This is a genomic window from Aquitalea sp. FG25, assembly GCF_057809375.1.
Genome location: NZ_JBMDJV010000021.1, coordinates 17,818 through 36,059, shown reverse-complemented (window position 1 = coordinate 36,059; position 18,242 = coordinate 17,818). Strand labels below are relative to the sequence as shown.

Here is an 18,242-nt window from a genome sequence, read left to right as displayed (position 1 = left end):
CATCAAAGCCAGCCGCTCAGCCCCAATAATGCGCCACCGCCCAGCAGCCACAGCGGATTCAGCCGCGTACGCCATGCCAGCAGGGTGGATGCCGCACACAGCAACCAGCCACTTACATGCTGATTAGCCGCCTCGCTCATCAGCAGGGCGCTGCCGGCTACCAGACCGATGGTCAGCGGTGCCAGCCCGCGCTCGATGGCCCGCCGCCAGGGTGAAGCGTGAAAGCGCTGCCACAGCCGCGCCACGTAATAACACAGCAGGGAAGATGGCCCGCACATGCCCACGGTAGCCACCAGCGCCCCGGCCAGCCCGGCCACCTTCCAGCCGATCAGGCTAACCACCAGCACATTAGGCCCCGGAGCGGCCTGGGCAATGGCAAATAGTGCGGCAAACTCCTGCCCTGTCATCCAGTGGTGGCTTTCCACCACGTAATAATGCATTTCCGGAATCAGGGTGATCGCGCCCCCCACTGCCATCAGGGAGAACAGGGAAAAACTGGCTAGCAAGGACAGCAGGATCAGCATGACCTTGCTCCTTGTTGCTGGCGACGGTACGCCAGCCAGATGGAGATGGGCCCCAGCACCAACAGCACCGGCAATAATGGCCAGCGCAGCACGCCGACGGCAATGAAGGTAAGCAGGGCCGTCAGCAGGGCCTGCGCGTGATGCTCGATTTTCTCTCCCATCCGCAACACCATGGCCAGCAACAGGCCAGCCGCCGTGGAAGCCAGACCATGCAGCGTGCCCTGCACATCCGGCAGGCTCTGGTAATGGTCGTACAGCACCGCCATGCTCAGTACAATGACCAGCGGTGCCAGCATCAGGCCGGCCACCGCCAGCCAGGCACCGGCCACGCCATGAAAACGTGAGCCGATCGCGATGGACATATTCACGATATTGGGGCCGGGCAATATCTGCCCCAGGCCCAGCAGCTCGGTAAATTCTTCTTCGCTCAGCCAGCGGCGCTGCTGAACCAGCATGCGATGCGCCAGCGGCAGCACGCCACCAAAACCGCTGAGTCCTATGCTGAAAAAGCCCAGGAACAACTGACGGCGACTTGGAATGATCAGGGATGAAGTCATGCTGCAAGCCTAGCCCGCTCAGGCCGAATCAACAAACGAGTTTTTATGGCTTTCTATGTGAGCTTAACTCACCAATATGAATCGTCGACTCCCCCCGCTCAATGCACTGAAAGCCTTTGAATCCGCTGCCCGCCACGGTAGTTTCAGCGCTGCTGCCGAAGCCCTGTATGTGACGCACGGTGCCATCAGCCGCCAAATCCAGCAATTGGAAGACTGGTTGGGTGTGGCATTGTTTGAACGCCATGGCCGCCGGGTACGCCTGTCTGTAGCCGGACAATCCTATCTCCCGGCCATACAGGCTGCGCTGGATGGTATTGCCGGTGCTACGGAAAAGCTGATTGCACGCAAGCAGGGGCGACGGCTCAACATCAATGTCACCCCCACCCTGGCCATGCACTGGCTGCTGCCCAGGCTCACCCGTTTTCAGCTGCGCTATCCGGGGGTGGAACTGCGACTGGCGACATCAGATGCCAGCATCAACAACCAGAATGCTGACTTCGATATCGCCATCCGGCGTGGTAAGGACCACTGGCATGGCTTTGTCTCCCATGCCTTTCTCACCGAGCGGGAAATTCCAGTGTGCAGCCCGGCCCTGCTGCTGCGGCAGCCCATCCGGCAAGCATCCGACCTGACCGCCCACACCCTTCTGCATGCAGAAACCCGGCCAGTGGCCTGGTCGCGCTGGCTGGCAGCCGCCGGTGTACCCGGCCTGCAATCGGCGGCAGACCAGCATTTTGATCATTACTATCTGGCACTGCAGGCGGCAGTCGACGGGCTGGGCATCACGCTGGGGGCGCTGCCGGTGATAGAAAGCGAGCTGGCCAGCGGCAAGCTGGTAGCCCCGCTGGATGGTCCGCAAATTTCAGTACGCGGCTACTCTTGGGCCGTGCCGCAGTCACTGGTGGGTGATGAACTGGTGACGGCCTTCTGCCAGTGGCTGGAGGAGGAAGGCGCGCAGCACTAGACCGGCAGCAGGCCCGAAGGGAATGGCTGCCAGATGACACTCAGGGTTGATACCACAGCGCAGCATCCTGCAACGGTGTGGCCGCTGGCAGCAACGGGTTGTCCAAGCGGATTTCACGCCGCTTTGCCAGCGCCAGCTGGATAAGCATTTGGCCGTTATAACGCTGGAACAACTGGTTGAAGCGGCCATCATGCAATGCCAGGCGCAGGCCTTTTTCCAGTGCTTGCGCCAACTGGGGCCGTTGCGGACTGACAAAGAAATACATGGCGGTCGGGTAGTGCAATACCAGATGGCTATCAATCACCAGCCCCTTGGCCTGGGCCTGGCGGGCTTCGATCTGCACTTCAATCACACTGCGCGGAAAATAGTCAAAGCGATTGCGCTGCAGCATGGGAAACAGATTGCCATAATCCTGACTGGTCAATACCTTCAGGCCGGCATGACGCAAGATGGCGGTATCCGGCCAATCGGCCACTTGTCCTGCCAGCAGGCCGGCAAGCTGGCGGACATTGGTAATGCCGGCGAGCCGGTCTGGGGTAGCGGCATTGACCAGCGCCACCCGCCAGCCCAGCAAGCCCTTGTCCAGCGGAATGCGGATAGGCAAAACCTGCTGTTCCCGCTCCCTGCTGGTCATGCCCCAGAACAGGTCAATACCGCCATCGGGCTTGCTCAGCTGCACCAATGCACGGGACTGGTTCATGGCATTGGCGGCCTGCAACTGACAGCGCAGCCTGATTTCATCACATGCCAACTGCAGCAAGGCCAGCATATAACGCAGGTGAGGGTCTTCCTGACCGGATACCTGTGCATAACGCACAAGCTGTCGCGCGACATCAGCCTGGCCCGGCTGGGCCAGCAACAAGGACAGCAGAAATGCGGCAAGCAGCTTACGCATCGGAATCTCCCTGCCCGCCAGCCAGGGATGGAAATCCGGCTGAGACAGGCTAAATGGTTCTGGCTGAATGAAGGTTTCAGTATAGAAACCTTCACCTGAGCCAAACTGACCAAACAGCCAGTCCCTCCTTCCCCCTCAGCCGCTGGCTTTTACCACCCCCAGGCGCTGGCGCAGCCATTGCCGCAGGCTATCCAGATAGCTGTAAACCACCGGCAGAACAATCAGGGTAAGCAAGGTGGAGCTGACCATGCCGCCGATGATGGCATGCGCCATTGGCGCACGGGTTTCCGCGCCTTCGCTGCCACCGATGGCCATGGGCAGCATGCCAAAGATCATGGCCAGGCTGGTCATCATGATGGGGCGCAGGCGCACCCGCCCTGCCGCCACGATGGCCTCACTGCGTGCCATGCCTTCGCGGCGTGACTGATTGATGAAATCCACCAGCAAAATACCGTTTTTGGCCGCCAGTCCCATCAGCATGATGATGCCGATGACCGAGAACATATTGAGAGTGGAACCACACAGCCACAGCGCGATAAACACGCCAACAAAAGCCAGCGGCAAGGCCACCATGATGGCCAGCGGCAGGGTGAAACTGCGAAACTGTGCCGCCAGAATCATGTAGATGAAGATGACGCCCATGGCCAGCGCCTGCACCGCATAGCCCAGTGATTCTTCCATATCGCGGCGCTCGCCCTCCTCGGCCAGCACTACCCCTGGTGGCAGCTTGAGCGCGCTGGTGATCTTGCTGATATCGGCAAACACCGAGCCGGCATCACGCCCGGCAATATTGCCGGTTACCGTGACCTGGCGCAGCAGGTCTACCCGGTCGATCTGGCGCGGACTGAGCCCTGGGCTAAGCCGTGTTACCGTGGACAGCGGCACCATGCTGGCCGCACCATTGGCATCGGCCCGGCCCGCCACCGTGATGATGTCCAGCAGCTCGTTGCGCCGTTCGCTGCGCGGCACTTGCAGCAGCACATCGTAGTTTTCGCCATCCGGCGCTTCCCAACTGCCCACCACATCACCAGCCAGCAATTGTGAAAGCGTGCTGCCCACCCGGTTGAGATCCACCCCCAGGCTGGCAGCGGCATCACGTCGCACCTCCAGCTTGATGGCCGGGTCGGCATCGGACAGGCTGCTTTGCAAATCACCCACGCCTTTGACCTTGGCCAACTGGCCAATCAGCATGGTGGCCGCACTGTTCAGCTCGCTAAGATTGCTGCCGCGCAGGCCGATATTGATGGGTTTGCCACCCGGCCCTTCCTTGCCCATTTCCTCAACCGACACGATTTCCACCCCGGCCACCTGGCTGGCCAGGCGACGCGCCTGCTGCATCACGCTGAACAGGCTGTGGCTACGGCTGGTTTTACTACCCAGATCCACCAGCAACTGGCCGTCAGTCTTGCTGGCGCTGAAACTGCTGCTGCCTGCAGTCAACTGAATGGAACGCACGGCGGGTAACTGGCGCAGCAGGGCTTCCAGCTCACGCCCTTTACCGGCGGTGTAATCCAGCGAGGAACCCGGCGCAGTCTTGTAGCTTAGGGCAAACTTGCCCTTGTCCTGGCGCGGCATGAATTCACCACCAATACGCGGCACCAGCAGAAAACTACCCAGCAGCAGCAACAAGGCCGCCAGTAGCACGGTCTTGCGATGGGACAAGGCCCAGCGGATGCCGCGCACATAGTGTTCGGCCATGCGATCCAGCGAGCTTTCGAACCAATCCAGGCATTTGCCCAGCGGGCCACGATGTGTATCGCCATGCTGGTGCGGATCTGGCCAGATCGACGACAGCATCGGGTCTAGCGTAAAGCTGACCAGCATGGAGATCAGCACGGCCACGGTGACGGTAAGGCCAAACTGGTGAAAGAACTTACCAATGATGCCGCTCATGAAGCCTACCGGCAGAAACACCGCCACGACCGTCAGCGTGGTGGCCAGCACGGCCAGGCCGATTTCGTTGGTGCCATCCAGCGCCGCCTGGTAATGGCTCTTGCCCAGTTGACGATGGCGCACGATGTTTTCCCGCACCACGATGGCATCGTCGATGAGCAAACCGATGGACAGCGACAAGGCCATCAGCGTCATCAGATTCAGGGTAAAGCCTAGCGCCTGTAGGGCAAACAGGGTGCCGATCAAGGCCACCGGCAGGGTAAGACCTGTAATCACGGTGCTGCGCCAGCTGCCCAAAAACAGGAATACGATCAGCACCGTCAGGCCCGCCCCCTCCAGCAAGGTGGCTTCCACATTGGCCAGCGATTTCTTGACGTCATCCGACTTGTCATAACTGATATGCACATGCGTGCCAGCCGGCATGCGCTCTTGCATGGCCTGGATAAGCTGCTTAACGCCATCGGCCACTTCCACCACATTGGCACCACGCGCCGCGCGGATATCAATGCCCACGCCCGGCTTGCCGTCGATCAGCGTCATGCTGGACGCTTCGGCCTCGGCATCGCTCACCGTGGCCACATCCGACAGACGGATGGTGCTGCCATTGCGATAGCCGGTCACCAGGTTGGCAAAGTCTTCCGGCGATTTGAGCTTGCCGCTTACCCGCACATTCAGTTCATTGCTGGCACTGCTGACCGCACCGGCCGGGTAGTCGCGGTTACCCGCGCGGATGGCATCAGCGACTTCCTGCAGGGAAAGGCCGCTGGACTCCAACCGGTAGGGGTCGACATCAATACGGATCTGCCGCTTGAGCCCGCCCACCACCTTGGCCTCGCCTACCCCGGTAACCATCTGCAGCCGCTTTTTCAGAGTGTTTTCCAGCCAGGTGGTGAGGGTGCGCTGGGACACCTGGCTGGAACTAAAGCTGATGGACAATAACGGCTGGTCGTTGGGATTGAACTGCGATACCGACGGGGTATCGATTTCGCGCCGAAAACGCCCTTGCACGCCGCCCACGCGGTCGCGCACATCCTGTACCGCCACCGCCGGGTCCACCGTCAGGGCAAATTCCACCACGATGGTGGAACTGCCTTCAAACGAATAGGAGCGAATATGCTTGATGCCATTGATGGTATTGATGGCCTCTTCCAGCGGACGGGTGACTTCACTTTCCACCACCTCGGGCGAGGCACCGCTGTAATGGGTAGTGACCACCGCCACCGGGAAGCGAATATCCGGCAACTCTTCCACCGGCAGGCGCGACCAGGCAAACATGCCCAGCACCAGCAAGGCCAGCATCAGGACTGTAGCAAAATAGGGGTTACGCACGCTGACACGGGTCAACCACATGCCGGGCCCCTCATTTCAGTTCGGCGGGCAGGGTGACGGCATCGCCGCTAGCCACGCCCAACAAGGGTGCTGCCAACACCAGCTGGCCGGGATTCAACCCCGCCACGGCCAACTTGCGCTCGCTCTGCGACCACAGCAGCACCTTTACCGGCTGATGTTTAAGCCGCCCCTGCGTCACCAGCATCACCCAGGGTTGCCCCTGCAGATCCTGTACCGCTGTTTGCGGCAACACCACCTGGCCGGCAAGTTCGCGTAGCACCACGCCGCCCTTGGCAAACTGCCCGGCCTTGAGGCGGCCATCGGCATTATTCACCCGGATATAAATGAGAAAGCTGCGGGTACCGCTTTGTGCCACCGGATTGACCCGCACCACCTCACCCGTCGACTCGTCCGGCAACCCTTCCACGCTGAATCGTGCCTGCTGGCCGGGTTTGATACGGCCAATCCACTGTGACGGCACGCTGGCACTGAGCTCTAGCACCCCCAGGTCCGCAATGGAAAACAGCCGTGCATTCTTGGCGGCGATTTCACCGGGGTTGATCTTGCGCTCGTACACCACACCAGCAATCGGGGCGCGTACCACACTATCCGCCTGCAAGCGGCGGGCGCGGGCCAGTTGGCTGCTTTGTGCCTGCAGCTCGCCCTGGCGGACGGTGTATTCGCTTTCAGCCTCGTCATAGGCCAGTTGCGAGATAAAACCCTTCTGCAGCAGCTCATGCTGCTTGTCCAGCTTGATACGTGCCAGTTTCAGCCGTGACTGGTTGCCAGCCAGCTGAGCCTGCTGCTCGCTGACCGACTGATCCAGCGATTCCGAATCCAGCCGCGCCAGTTCCTGGCCCTGACGCACAACCTCGCCCTCGCGCACCAGCACATCGCGTACACGGGCCTCCACCTCGGCGGCAATGCTGCTGCTCTTGAGCGCAGCCAATGTGCCGGTAAACGGCAGGGTATCGCGCAGATTTCCCCGCACAGCCACTTCGATATCGGCGCGTGAGAGTGCACGGGTCGGCGTTTGTGCGGCCACGGCAGATGCCGCCTCCTTGCTGCCCGCAAGGTCCTCATGTCCACCACCACAGGCAGCCAATCCCCCCAGCACGATTCCCCAGCCCAGCCAGCTTGCCTTCATGTTTTTCTGGTTCCGTCCCTGATTATTGCGGTGCAGCCGCCATGGATGGCGTCACCCCTCTTGGCAGCAGCATCCACAGGCTGCCGCTTTGCTTCATCTTGCCGGCATACATGCCCGCCTCGCTGCCATAGCCCCAAAACAGGTCGGCCCGTACCGCACCACGAATGGCGCTGCCCGTATCCTGGGCGTGAACCAGCCGGGTAAGCGGCTGCTGGGACAGCGGCCAGGTGGTGGCCAGATAGACGGGGGTTCCCAGCGGAATGTAGCGGGGGTCGACGGCAATGCTGTAGCCCCCGGTCAACGGTACTCCCAGCGCCCCCGCCGGTCCGCTGTCGCCACCCGGCAAGGCTTTGAAGAAGACATAGCTGGGGTTGACGGCAAACAGCTCCTGCTGTCGTCCCGGATTGGCCTTGATCCAGGCCTGGATACCCTGCATGGATGCGGCTGACAGGGGCATCTCACCCTTGTCCACCAGCCATTTGCCAATGGATTGGTAGTTGTAGCCGTTCTGCTCTGCATAACCGACATGCAGAAAACTGCCATCTTCCAGCTGAATACGCCCCGAACCTTGCACCTGCAGGAAGAACAGTTCGACCGGGTCTTCCACCCAGGCCAATATCGGCGCACTGGACACCCCCTTGCCCTGGGCAATTTCGGCTCGTGTGTAATACGGCAGCAGACGGTTGCCGGACAAACGTCCCTTCAGTTTTCCGCTGCGTGCGTCTGCCGGAAAATCAGCCGGGTGGATTTCCACTTCGCCAGCACCGGCCACGGTCTTGCCTGCCAGCAGCTGCAGGCGGTTGCTGCCGACACGGCGCGCCACCAGCACACTGCTGCCGCGCACAGCTGCCGGATAATCCAGAACCAGCAAATCCGCCGGTACACCATAAACCGGCCAGGGCGTGCGCTCACTGCGCGTGCGGCTACCGTTGAGCAGCGGTTCGTAATAACCGGTAATCAGGCCGCTGCTATTGCTGCCATCATGCACTGGCCACGCATTAAAGCGGCTTTCGAAGAACTGGCGCACCTGTACCGCGTCGTCTGCCGGCATGCGGGCAGCATCAGCACACACCGACTGCCAGGCGGCCTTGCGCGCCAGGGCCTTGCAGCTTTGCTGCAGTGCCAGCAGGGTATCGCCCATTTTCTGCTGCTGCCAGGCTGGCAGGGTAGCTGGACTAAGCTGGCTGCTACCGCCAGACAGCGGCGGGGTATACGTAGTAGAACAGGCCGCAAGCCACAACAGCGGCAGGGACAACAACAAACGTTTCAACATGGCAGCAACATCAATAAATAGGTGGGAAAACAGGCCGGGAACATCAGCCGCTCATGTTACCGCGCGGGACTTCCGGCTGCACGGCGCTCTGCGCGATGGGACCACGCTATCCACAACAGGTTCGGCTGCCGTCACTTTTCATCGAGCCGCAACAAAACTGCAAACAAAGCTGGCTAACATGGCCAGCACAACACAGTCTACTGGCGCACCATCGCAATGGTCGGCCAGGCCATCACGCTGCTTGAAACAAGGAGATACTTCATGAAACGCCTTTTTGCCCGTTCTGCCCTGTTTGCAACCCTGGCCCTCTCTATCGGTGGCAGCGCCCTGCTGGCACATGCCGAAGATGCTCCGGTCAGCGATGAACAACTGGCCAGCAACGTCAAGAATGCACTGGATGCCGATCCGGAGCTGAAAACCCTCGATCTGCACGTAGTCAGCAAGAAGCAGGAAGTGACCATTGACGGCAAGATGACCGACGACCAGCAAATGTACAAAGCCGGCGTGATTGCCGAAAAAGTACCGGGCGTGAAGTTTGTCATTAACAATATGAATATGTGATTCTGCAGTCCGTCAGCGGACTGCTTGCTGTCTATACGCCTCCAGCAGATGGGGGCGTTTTCATTTGCCAGTCGGCTCTGAAAATTCACTCCGATGTCAGGATTTGCAGCAGATTTCCTCCGGCGCTATCCCGCAAACATCACGCCAGTTCCCACCACCTGCAGCGCCTTGCAGCTTACCCCCGGCAATCGGTACAGCACACCAGCATCACCCCTCATGCCAACACATGCGCAAGCTGCTCATTTTGCCCGTAATTAAAAGAAAATAAACCAAAATAAGCACCAGATATCGTCAATATCGCGCTTTGAATCACCACACCCTGATGCATTGACCCCATTCACCACCGTTTGCACACTCTGCTCCGCGCTGACCGCCGGACTGTGCGGCCCAGCCTTTTACCGTCAATCATCAGGAGTATTCATGAAAATCCGCACAGTAGCAGCCTGCCTGCTTTGCGCGTTTCCCGTCATGGCTGCGGCAGAAGTCAGCCTCTATGGCAGCCTGCGTGTGGGGGTGGACAGCATGAAGAGCACAGACACCCGCTTTCACCGCACCACAGGTATAGATGACTTCAGCAGCCGCATCGGCTTCAAGGGAGAAGAAACCCTGGATGGGCAATTGCAGGCCATCTGGCAAGTGGAAACCGGAATTGCCATGGATGGCGTGGCAACCGGAGGGAGTGGCAGTGGTACCTTGGCCAACCGCATGAGCTTTGTCGGTTTGCAGGGCAGTTGGGGTAAGCTGCGCGCCGGCTTTATCGACGACGTGCTCACCAATACCGAGGCAACCGATATCTTTTCCAGCCCACGCCGCGAAGCATCCAGCGGCATTGCCTATCCGCTGTATGAGGCACGCGATATCTTTGGCAGCCACAATTACGGCGACAGCCGCTCCAAAAACAGCCTGCGCTACGACAGCCCGCGCATTCTGGGCATGGAGGCGGTACTGCAGTACGGCGCCGGGGAGGCTGACGACGGCGGACGCAAGGCAGGGGAAACCTGGGGACTGCGGCTGGGCTATGCCAACAATGGCTACTTTATCAACTACGCCTTGATGACCCGGCTGAATGCGATAGATCGCAATAACAGCACCATTCAGCGCCTGGAAGCGGGAATACAGCTGGAACAACTGGAGCTGGCCGCCACGCTGCAGAAAGTACGGCTATACGGTAACGCCCACAAAAACAAAGACAACAGCGATGAGTTCGAGATTCCCGGCATCTGGCAGCAAAGCGGGATTGCGCCCTCCGGCAACAACAAGCTCACCAGCCAGGTGGTGGCGGTCAGTGCCGGCTATCGCATGGGCAACTTCAAGCCCATGGCGCTGTACTCCCACCGTGGCAAGGTACGCATGGATGGACAGTCGCTCAACTGGTCTGCCAATCAATGGGCGGCCGGAGTGGAATACACTGTGAGCAAACGCACCAGACTGAGCGCCGGTTATGGTCAGGTACGGCAAAATGCAGGCGGCCAAAGTGCACTGGCCTGGGCCGACTCCACCGCCAGCACCGGCTGGATGATGATGCGGACCGACTTTTAATCAGCCCGGCAGCCCTGCGCTGGGAATGCAAAAACCCGCCGGATGGCGGGCTTTTGCATAAAGAATGACCTTGCTTACAGCGTTTCCAGCGCCAGCAGTTCTGCCATGGTCTGGCGGCGACGGATCAGACGCGGTCCATCGGCATCCAGCAACACTTCCGGCAGCAAGGGGCGGCTGTTGTAGTTGGAGGACATGGTGGCACCGTAGGCACCGGCATCATGGAACACCAGCCAGTCACCCACCTCGGCTGCAGGCAGCTGGCGGCTTTCCACCACGCCGCCTTCCTGCTGGGTGAACACATCCCCGGACTCGCACAGCGGGCCGGCCACTACAGTAGCTACCGCGCCGCTCTTTTCACGACCATCGCGCTGCAGCACCGAAATTTCGTGGTAGCTGCCATAGAGCGAAGGACGCATCAGGTCGTTGAAGCCGGCATCTACCAGCACAAAGTGGCGGCTGCCCATGTTCTTGACTGCACGTACTTCAGCCACCAGTGCACCGGATTCAGCCACCAGGAAGCGGCCCGGCTCGATTTCCAGCCGCACCGCGTGGCCCAGCAGTTGTTCCACTTCCTTGCGTGCACTGTCCCACAGCTGGAAGTAGTGATCGGTATCGATCCGGCTGTCGCTGTCGCGATAGGGAATCGACAGGCCACCACCAGCGGAAATCGCCTCGATATCCTGTCCCAGGCTGCGTACCAGCTCCACCATGGCACCACACACCTGTTGCAAATGGCCATAGTCCACGCCAGAGCCGATATGCATGTGGATGCCCACCAGCTTGAGCCCGGATGTAGCAATGACTTGCAGCGCCGCCGGCAGATCGGCATGCCAGATGCCATGCTTGCTGTTTTCGCCGCCGGTATTGGTTTTGTGGCTGTGGCCATGACCAAAACCGGGGTTGATGCGCAGCCACACACGGTGGCCAGGCGAACGCTCGCCCAACTGGCGCAGCATGTCGATGCTGCCTGCATTCACCACGATGCGCTCAGCCACTACCTTGTCCAGCGTGGCGCGGTCCAGCACATCGGCGGTAAACACCACTTCGGACGGTTCGGCCGAGCTCAAGTCGTAACCTGCCTGCCGCGCCCTTTCTATTTCGCCCAGCGACACAGCATCCACCATCACGCCCTGCTCGCGCATCAAGCGCAGGATATGGGTATTGGAATTGGCCTTTTGCGCATAGCGGATCACGTCGAACTGTTTGAGCTGGGCGATACGGGCCCGAATCACGGCAGCGTCATATACCCACAGCGGTGCGGAAAACTGTTCGGCCAGCGCGGCCAGTTGTGGTGCAGAAAAGGTTTTCATGGCAGTCCATTGATGGTTTTGCATGAGTGTGCCGTGGCTACCGGCAAAAATAAAATATCAATTTATCGACAGGTCTTTCATTTATGATATGGACTTTCTGCTCAAGCCGATCAGCCATGTCCTTCAGCCTGCGCCATGTGGAAATTTTCCACGCCATCATGACCAGCGGTAGCGTAACCGAAGCCGCCATCCTGCTGAATAGCTCCCAGCCCACCATCAGCCGCGAACTGGCCAGGCTGGAACAGCTCAGCGGGCTGGTGCTGTTTGAACGTGTACGCGGGCGCTTGCGCCCTACCCTGCAAGCCTTGCAGCTGTTTGAAGAGGTGCAGCGCTCCTATCTGGGGCTGGAGCGCATTGTCAGCACCGCCCAGGCTCTGCGCCATTTTGACGAGGGCCAGCTGTCCATTGCCTGCCTGCCGATGTTTTCCCAGGCGGTACTGCCCATTGTCTGCCAGCGCTTTTTGCAACGCTATCCCAAGGTCAGGCTGAATATCACCCCGCAGGAATCTCCGCTGCTGGAAGAATGGTTGGCGGCACAGCGGCATGATCTGGGCCTGAGTGAAAGCCATATCCAGCCACCCGGCACCAGCCAGCAGCTGGTGTTCTGTGCCGACGAAGTGGCCGTACTGCCGGAAGGCCACCCGCTGGGTGGCAAGCATGTGCTGGAATTGGCCGACTTCGCCGGGCAAGCCTTTGTCAGCCTGTCAGCCAGCGACATCTACCGCCAGCAACTTGATGCCCTGTTTGCCTTGCAGGGCATCGAACGCCAGCTCAGGCTGGAAACGCACAGCGCCGCTTCGGTATGCAGCATGGTGCAACAGGGTATCGGGCTGGCGGTAGTCAACCCGCTGACGGCCCTGGCCTTCGCCGGGCATGGTGTCATCATCAGACCGCTGGCGGTCTCGCTCCCCTTCCGGGTCAACCTGCTACGCCCCTTGCACCGTCCTGCCTCTACCCTGGTGGATAGTTTTGCTCAGTTGCTGTGTGAGGTACTTGGCGAAATGCAAACTGGCAAACCATGACAGCCAACCAGGCTGGCCACATGAAATAAGACTCTCCGGCGCGCAAGAAATGATAATGACATGATTCTTTTCGACTATACCGATAGCACAGCATCGTCTAGCTGCCGGCAATGCTCGGGGAGGGGCTTGCAAATTGTCATTCCTAAAGCACAAGTTATCCGGGGATAAAAATGCGTAACAACCAGCCTGTTAGTTCACACGAATTATTCTTGCACCCGCAGCGCCCTATCGTGACCAAGACCGATCTGAAGGGACAAATCACCTACGCCAACCGTGCCTTCATTGAAATCAGCGGCTTTTCCGAACAAGAGCTGCTCGGCCAGCCACATAATGTGGTGCGCCATCCGGACATGCCTGCAGAAGCCTTTGACGATCTGTGGCAAACCATCAAGGCAGGCCATCCATGGCGCGGGCTGGTAAAAAACCGCAGCAAACAGGGTGACTACTACTGGGTGGATGCCTATGTCACCCCCATCCGCGAGAACGGCAACACCGTTGGCTACATGTCGGTACGCAGTGCACCGGACAAGCAGCAATGCCAGCAGGCCGAACAGCTGTACGCCAATATCCGCGCCAAACGCAGCAGCTTCCCTGCCACACGTCAGCAACAGGCAATGAGCATGCAAAAGCTGCTCACCCTCTCCATGCTGCCGCCCATCATTGCCCTGCTGGCGGAGTACATCCTGCCGGAGAGCATTATTCACGACATTCTTAATGCAGGCAGCATCATCTGGCTGATTGGTGCGGCAGTGCTGATTCACAAATGCCTGGCAACGCCACTTGAACATGCAAAGCAAGGTCTGGCCAAGCTGGCCGAAGGCAATTTCAAGGACGCCATTCCCCAGTTGGGCTGTCAGGATATGCGCCACATGCTGGAAATGCTGGAAACCACGCGCATCAATACCCGTGCCGTCCTGGCCGACGTGGTGACCGGTGCCCATGATGTCAGCCTGGCCGCCACCGCCACGCACACCGAAGCCAGTAATCTGCAAAAACGCGGCGAACATGCACTGGAAGGCATTACCCGCGTAGCCGCAGCGCTGGAGCAGTTGTCGGTATCCGTCAATGAAATCTCCATCACCACCCGCGCGGGTGCCGCCCATGCCACCGAGGCCACCAACCTGGCTGACGAAGGTGAGGCCAAGATGCTGCAGACACGCACGGCCACCCAGCAAGTCATGGGAGAGTTCGAGCACACCCGCGATGCCATTCAGACTCTGGAAAAATCTGCAGAAGAGATCGGATCGGTCACCTCGGTCATCAAGGACATCGCCAACCAGACCAATCTGCTGGCACTCAATGCAGCAATCGAGGCAGCGCGGGCAGGCGAGCAGGGACGTGGATTTGCCGTGGTGGCCGACGAAGTGCGCAAACTAGCAGAGCGTACCGCTGGCAATACCCAGGAAATCGAGCAGTCCATCAATGTGCTGCACGAACGAACCCGTCAGGTTTTGCAGAATGTGCAAACTGCACTAGACAAGGTGCAAAGTGTAGATAGCGCCATCAGCAACGCCAGCAGCAGCCTGGAGGCCATCCGCCAGGCAAATCAGGGGGTATCGGCATCAGCGGCTAACGTGGCGGAAATGCTGCAGCAGCAATCGTCAGCCTCCACCGAAGTAGCACAGAACATGGAAACCATGAGTGCACTGACCGAGCAAAACAGCCTGAGCATTGCCAACGCGCGTGATGTGGCAGAACAGCTGCACACCACCGCCCATGATCTGAAGCGACTGGTCAGCCATTTCGAACGCCATCTCTGAGCCAGGCAAGCGCCACCGCGAAAGCAGGCGCTTTTGCTACAATAGCGCGCGACGCTGCTGACAACGGCAGCAGACCGACTCCCACCAGGCGGCCCACGGCCGCCTTTTTGTACTTGCTGCCCCAGCCCGGCAGCAGTCAACCCGGATTGCCAGGAGTAGATTCCGCTTGAAACTGCGTACCGTACTGCGCATTGCGCTGCTGCTGATACTGATGGACATTGCCGCCGTCAGCGCTTTTCGCGCCAGCGTGGACGGTTCGCTGGAAGAACTGCGTGTTGCCAACACCCAAAGGCTGGAGCTGTACGCCAACAGCCTAAACAGCGAAATCGGCCACTACGCCCGCCTACCCAGCTTGCTTGGGCTATCGCCTTATGTGGAAGGCCTGCTGCATACGCCGGAAGACCGCCAGCGCCAGCAGGCTGCAAACGATTATCTGGAACGGCTGAGTCAGCGCACCGGTGCCAGTGCCATCTACATCATGGATAGCAAAGGTATTGTCCGCGCCACCAGCAACTGGCATCAACCAGATAGCTATCTGGGCGAAAATGACGCCTTCCGTGCCTATTTCACGGACGCCATGAGCGGCCAGCCCGGCCGTTTCTTTGGTGTGGGCACCACCCGTAGCGAAGCCGGCTATTACCTGTCCGAACCGCTAAGCAGCCATGGCCGCATCATCGGCGTGGCCGTGGTGAAGGTAAACATGGAATACCTGGAAAAGCTGTGGCGGGAGAACAAGACCACCGTCATGGTCAGCGACCAGAACGGCGTCGTGATTCTGGCCACCGAACCCGGCTGGAAATTCAGCACGCTCAAGCCCTTCAGCAAGGCCCTGCAGGATGCGTTTGACCGCAATCTGCAATACAACCGCAAACGCCTGCTGCCACTGGGACTGGAAGAACGGCGCAGCCTGGGCGACGGCAGCCATATCTACCGGCTGGACCAGAGCGGCCGCCGTACCCTCAGCCGGTTGGCCTACCCACGCGACATGCTGGGCCAATCGCTGCAACTGCCGCTATCCAGCTGGAAATTAACCGTATTATCCAGTCTGGATCCGGTCTACCAGTTGGCTTACAACCGTGCGGCACTGGCCGCCGTCCTCACCCTGCTAAGCCTCACCGGCATCCTCTGGCTGAATGAGCGTCGCCGCCGCCTGCGGGATAAATTATCGGCACGCGAGGCCCTGCAGCAAGCCTACCGGGAACTGGAACGCAAGGTAGAAGAACGCACTGCCGACCTGTCACGCGCCAACCAGCAGCTGCAAGAAGAAATCAGCGAACGCATCCGTGCCGAACAACATTTGCGCCAGACCCAGGACAATCTGGTGCAGGCGGGCAAACTGGCGGTCTTGGGCCAGCTGGCCACCGGCATCGCCCACGAACTGAATCAGCCGCTGGCAGCCTTGCGCACCTTGTCGGGCAATGCCATCAAGTTTCTGGAGCGCCAGCAAAACGAAACCGCCCGTACCAATCTGCAAACCATCTGTCAGCTGGTCGACAAGATGGGAGAGATTACCAGTGCCCTGAAGGGCTATTCGCGCAAATCAACCAGCAGCCTGGGAACGGTGGATATCAGCCTGGCCATTGATAGCGCCCTGCTACTGCTGCGCAACCGGCTGGAAAACCGCCGGATCAAGATTCTGCGGCCACACGCCCCCGAGCCATGGCAGGCCCGCTGCGACCCCAACCGTTTCGAGCAAGTGCTGGTCAACCTGCTGGCCAATGCACTGGATGAGCTGCAAGACAGGCCAGACGGTTGCATTGAAATCAGCGGCCATCGCACAACCGAACAACTGGTACTGCAAATCCGCGATAATGGCCCCGGCCTGCAGGACGCCGTACGCGCACAGCTGTTTGAGCCCTTTGTCACCACCAAACCCGCCGGCATCGGCCTGGGACTCGGGCTGACACTCAGCGCCGGCATCATTGCCGAGGCCGGCGGCAGCCTGAGTGCCGACAATCACCCGCAGGGCGGTGCCGTCTTCACCATCACCCTGCCGCTTGCTACAAAGGAAAACCGCCATGTTTGATGGCATGAAAGTGTTGATCATCGAAGATGATCCGGACGTCCGGCTGGGCTGCGAGCAGGCACTGATGCTGGAAGGACTGGATGCGCGCGGCGTATCCAGTGCCGAGCAGGCACTGGGCCTGCTGCACCAGGGCTTTCCCGGCGTGGTGGTGAGCGACATCCATCTGCAAGGCCAGGATGGCATGGCCTTGCTGCGGACACTGAAAGCCCAGGATGCCAGCCTGCCGGTCATCCTGATCACCGGCCATGGCGATGTCAGCCTGGCGGTACAGGCGATGAAGGATGGGGCTTACGACTTCATCGAGAAGCCCTTCTCTCCCGAGCGGCTGCACGAAGTGGTGTGCCGCGCCATGGAGCAGCGCCGCCTCAGCCTGGAAGTGGAAACCCTGCGCCGTCAGCTGCAGGACAAGCAAAGTCTGGAATCACGGCTGATTGGCCGCTCGCCAGCCATGGAAAAAGTGCGGCGTATGATTGCCGACCTGGCCGATACCTCGGCCAATGTGCTGATTCTGGGTGAAACCGGCACCGGCAAGGAGCTGGTGGCGCGTTGCCTGCATGAAATCAGTCGGCGTCAGAAACACAATTTCGTGGCGGTTAACTGTGGTGGTCTGGCAGAAAACCTGTTTGAGAGCGAAATTTTTGGTCACGAGGCTCACGCCTTTACCGGTGCGGCCAAACGCCGTATCGGGCGTATCGAATACGCCAATAACGGCACGCTGTTTCTGGATGAAATCGAAAGCATGCCGCTGCCGCTGCAAATCAAGATGCTGCGCGTATTGCAGGAGCGCACCCTGGAGCGGCTGGGCTCCAACACGCCCATCGCGGTGGACTGCCGGGTAATTTCCGCCACCAAGGCCGACCTGAAGGCCATGGGCAACAATGGCAGCTTCCGTAGCGACCTCTACTACCGGCTTAACGTGGTCACCCTGCAACTACCGCCGCTGCGCGAGCGCAGGGAAGACATCCCGCTGCTGTTTGAGTATTTCCTGCTGCAATCGGCCAGCCGCTTCGACCGCCCCACCCCGCAACTGGAGGCCCACGAACAGGCCGAACTGCTGGCCTACGACTGGCCGGGCAATGTGCGTGAGCTGCGTAATGTGGCCGAGCGCTATGTGCTGGGCATTCGCACGCCACTGTCCGAATCGGGCGAGCTGAGCCAGAGCCTGCCGCTGGCAGAGACGGTAGAAGCATTCGAACGTGCGCTGATTGCCGAGGAATTTCGTCGTCATGGCTACAGCCTCAGCCGCACCAGCGAGGCGCTGAAAGTGGCCAAAACCACCTTGTTCGACAAACTGAAGAAATACGGCCTGAATCAGCCGGGCTGATTGGCTTGGCCCGGCACCCGGTCACACGGCCATCCGGCAATAGGCATAAAAAAAGCGGCCACCGGGGCCGCTTGCCAAAGGCTGCTTGATCAGTCGCTACACCATGCTGCCGTTGCGG

The 18,242-nt window shown here is 59.9% G+C and carries 14 protein-coding genes; 7 read left to right on the top strand and 7 right to left on the bottom strand.

Going from position 1 to position 18,242, the window contains the following annotated elements; all coding sequences use genetic code 11:
• Positions 1-2: 2 nt before the first annotated feature.
• Complete coding sequence (locus ACODR9_RS17630; RefSeq protein ID WP_488810799.1) at positions 3-524, bottom strand: chromate transporter; 522 nt, start codon at positions 522-524, stop codon at positions 3-5.
• The gene (locus ACODR9_RS17625) at positions 518-1,081 is read right to left on the bottom strand and encodes a chromate transporter (RefSeq protein WP_488810797.1); all 564 of its coding nucleotides are present in this window, start codon (positions 1,079-1,081) and stop codon (positions 518-520) included. Before ACODR9_RS17625 ends, ACODR9_RS17630 begins: the two co-directional genes overlap by 7 nt.
• 76 nt (positions 1,082-1,157) lie before the next feature.
• Here ACODR9_RS17625 and gcvA point away from each other — a divergent pair, with 76 nt between their 5' ends.
• On the top strand, positions 1,158-2,045 hold the full coding sequence (gene gcvA, locus ACODR9_RS17620; RefSeq protein WP_488810795.1) for a transcriptional regulator GcvA: 888 nt from the start codon (positions 1,158-1,160) through the stop codon (positions 2,043-2,045).
• 40 nt (positions 2,046-2,085) lie between these two features.
• Here gcvA and ACODR9_RS17615 read toward each other — a convergent pair whose 3' ends face one another.
• The 4 genes from ACODR9_RS17615 to mltA form a co-directional block, all read right to left on the bottom strand.
• Complete coding sequence (locus tag ACODR9_RS17615; protein ID WP_488810793.1) at positions 2,086-2,940, bottom strand: substrate-binding periplasmic protein; 855 nt, start codon at positions 2,938-2,940, stop codon at positions 2,086-2,088.
• A gap of 135 nt (positions 2,941-3,075) precedes the next feature.
• Positions 3,076-6,183: an efflux RND transporter permease subunit gene (locus tag ACODR9_RS17610; RefSeq protein ID WP_488810791.1), complete on the bottom strand. Its 3,108-nt coding sequence runs from the start codon at positions 6,181-6,183 to the stop codon at positions 3,076-3,078.
• Positions 6,184-6,193: 10 nt separating this feature from the next.
• Entirely contained in the window at positions 6,194-7,309 is a 1,116-nt protein-coding gene (locus ACODR9_RS17605) for an efflux RND transporter periplasmic adaptor subunit (RefSeq protein ID WP_488810789.1), read from the bottom strand.
• A gap of 22 nt (positions 7,310-7,331) precedes the next feature.
• Positions 7,332-8,582 (bottom strand): murein transglycosylase A, encoded by a 1,251-nt coding sequence (mltA, locus tag ACODR9_RS17600; RefSeq protein ID WP_488810787.1) that lies wholly within the window; start codon positions 8,580-8,582, stop codon positions 7,332-7,334.
• A 261-nt stretch (positions 8,583-8,843) separates the two neighbouring features.
• On the opposite strand from mltA, the gene ACODR9_RS17595 reads away from it, so the two are divergent.
• Together ACODR9_RS17595 and ACODR9_RS17590 are read left to right on the top strand one after the other, a co-directional pair.
• Complete coding sequence (locus ACODR9_RS17595; protein WP_488810785.1) at positions 8,844-9,143, top strand: BON domain-containing protein; 300 nt, start codon at positions 8,844-8,846, stop codon at positions 9,141-9,143.
• A gap of 420 nt (positions 9,144-9,563) precedes the next feature.
• Positions 9,564-10,682, top strand: coding sequence for a porin (locus ACODR9_RS17590; RefSeq protein WP_488810783.1), 1,119 nt, complete (start codon positions 9,564-9,566; stop codon positions 10,680-10,682).
• A gap of 74 nt (positions 10,683-10,756) precedes the next feature.
• Here ACODR9_RS17590 and lysA read toward each other — a convergent pair whose 3' ends face one another.
• Positions 10,757-11,992, bottom strand: a complete 1,236-nt coding sequence (lysA, locus tag ACODR9_RS17585) for a diaminopimelate decarboxylase (RefSeq protein ID WP_488810781.1) — start codon at positions 11,990-11,992, stop codon at positions 10,757-10,759.
• A gap of 116 nt (positions 11,993-12,108) precedes the next feature.
• Between lysA and ACODR9_RS17580 the strand changes: the two genes are divergently transcribed.
• From ACODR9_RS17580 to ACODR9_RS17565, 4 genes are all read left to right on the top strand, one after another.
• Positions 12,109-13,014: a LysR family transcriptional regulator gene (locus ACODR9_RS17580; protein ID WP_488810779.1), complete on the top strand. Its 906-nt coding sequence runs from the start codon at positions 12,109-12,111 to the stop codon at positions 13,012-13,014.
• 230 nt (positions 13,015-13,244) lie between these two features.
• Entirely contained in the window at positions 13,245-14,774 is a 1,530-nt protein-coding gene (locus ACODR9_RS17575; protein WP_488810777.1) for a methyl-accepting chemotaxis protein, read from the top strand.
• Positions 14,775-14,940: 166 nt separating this feature from the next.
• Positions 14,941-16,800, top strand: coding sequence for a sensor histidine kinase (locus tag ACODR9_RS17570; protein WP_488810775.1), 1,860 nt, complete (start codon positions 14,941-14,943; stop codon positions 16,798-16,800).
• Positions 16,793-18,124 (top strand): sigma-54-dependent transcriptional regulator, encoded by a 1,332-nt coding sequence (locus tag ACODR9_RS17565; RefSeq protein WP_488810773.1) that lies wholly within the window; start codon positions 16,793-16,795, stop codon positions 18,122-18,124. The genes ACODR9_RS17570 and ACODR9_RS17565 overlap by 8 nt, the downstream gene beginning before the upstream one ends.
• The last annotated feature ends 118 nt before the right edge of the window (positions 18,125-18,242 follow it).

Excerpts from the sequence above, each read along its gene's own strand:
- ACODR9_RS17630 (WP_488810799.1), bottom strand. The coding sequence starts at position 524 with ATGCTGATCCTGCTGTCCTTGCTAGCCAGTTTTTCCCTGTTCTCCCTG.
- gcvA (WP_488810795.1), top strand. The coding sequence starts at position 1,158 with ATGAATCGTCGACTCCCCCCGCTCAATGCACTGAAAGCCTTTGAATCC.
- ACODR9_RS17625 (WP_488810797.1), bottom strand. The coding sequence starts at position 1,081 with ATGACTTCATCCCTGATCATTCCAAGTCGCCGTCAGTTGTTCCTGGGC.
- mltA (WP_488810787.1), bottom strand. The coding sequence starts at position 8,582 with ATGTTGAAACGTTTGTTGTTGTCCCTGCCGCTGTTGTGGCTTGCGGCC.
- ACODR9_RS17565 (WP_488810773.1), top strand. The coding sequence starts at position 16,793 with ATGTTTGATGGCATGAAAGTGTTGATCATCGAAGATGATCCGGACGTC.
- ACODR9_RS17615 (WP_488810793.1), bottom strand. The coding sequence starts at position 2,940 with ATGCGTAAGCTGCTTGCCGCATTTCTGCTGTCCTTGTTGCTGGCCCAG.
- ACODR9_RS17610 (WP_488810791.1), bottom strand. The coding sequence starts at position 6,183 with ATGTGGTTGACCCGTGTCAGCGTGCGTAACCCCTATTTTGCTACAGTC.
- ACODR9_RS17590 (WP_488810783.1), top strand. The coding sequence starts at position 9,564 with ATGAAAATCCGCACAGTAGCAGCCTGCCTGCTTTGCGCGTTTCCCGTC.
- ACODR9_RS17605 (WP_488810789.1), bottom strand. The coding sequence starts at position 7,309 with ATGAAGGCAAGCTGGCTGGGCTGGGGAATCGTGCTGGGGGGATTGGCT.
- ACODR9_RS17595 (WP_488810785.1), top strand. The coding sequence starts at position 8,844 with ATGAAACGCCTTTTTGCCCGTTCTGCCCTGTTTGCAACCCTGGCCCTC.
- lysA (WP_488810781.1), bottom strand. The coding sequence starts at position 11,992 with ATGAAAACCTTTTCTGCACCACAACTGGCCGCGCTGGCCGAACAGTTT.
- ACODR9_RS17580 (WP_488810779.1), top strand. The coding sequence starts at position 12,109 with ATGTCCTTCAGCCTGCGCCATGTGGAAATTTTCCACGCCATCATGACC.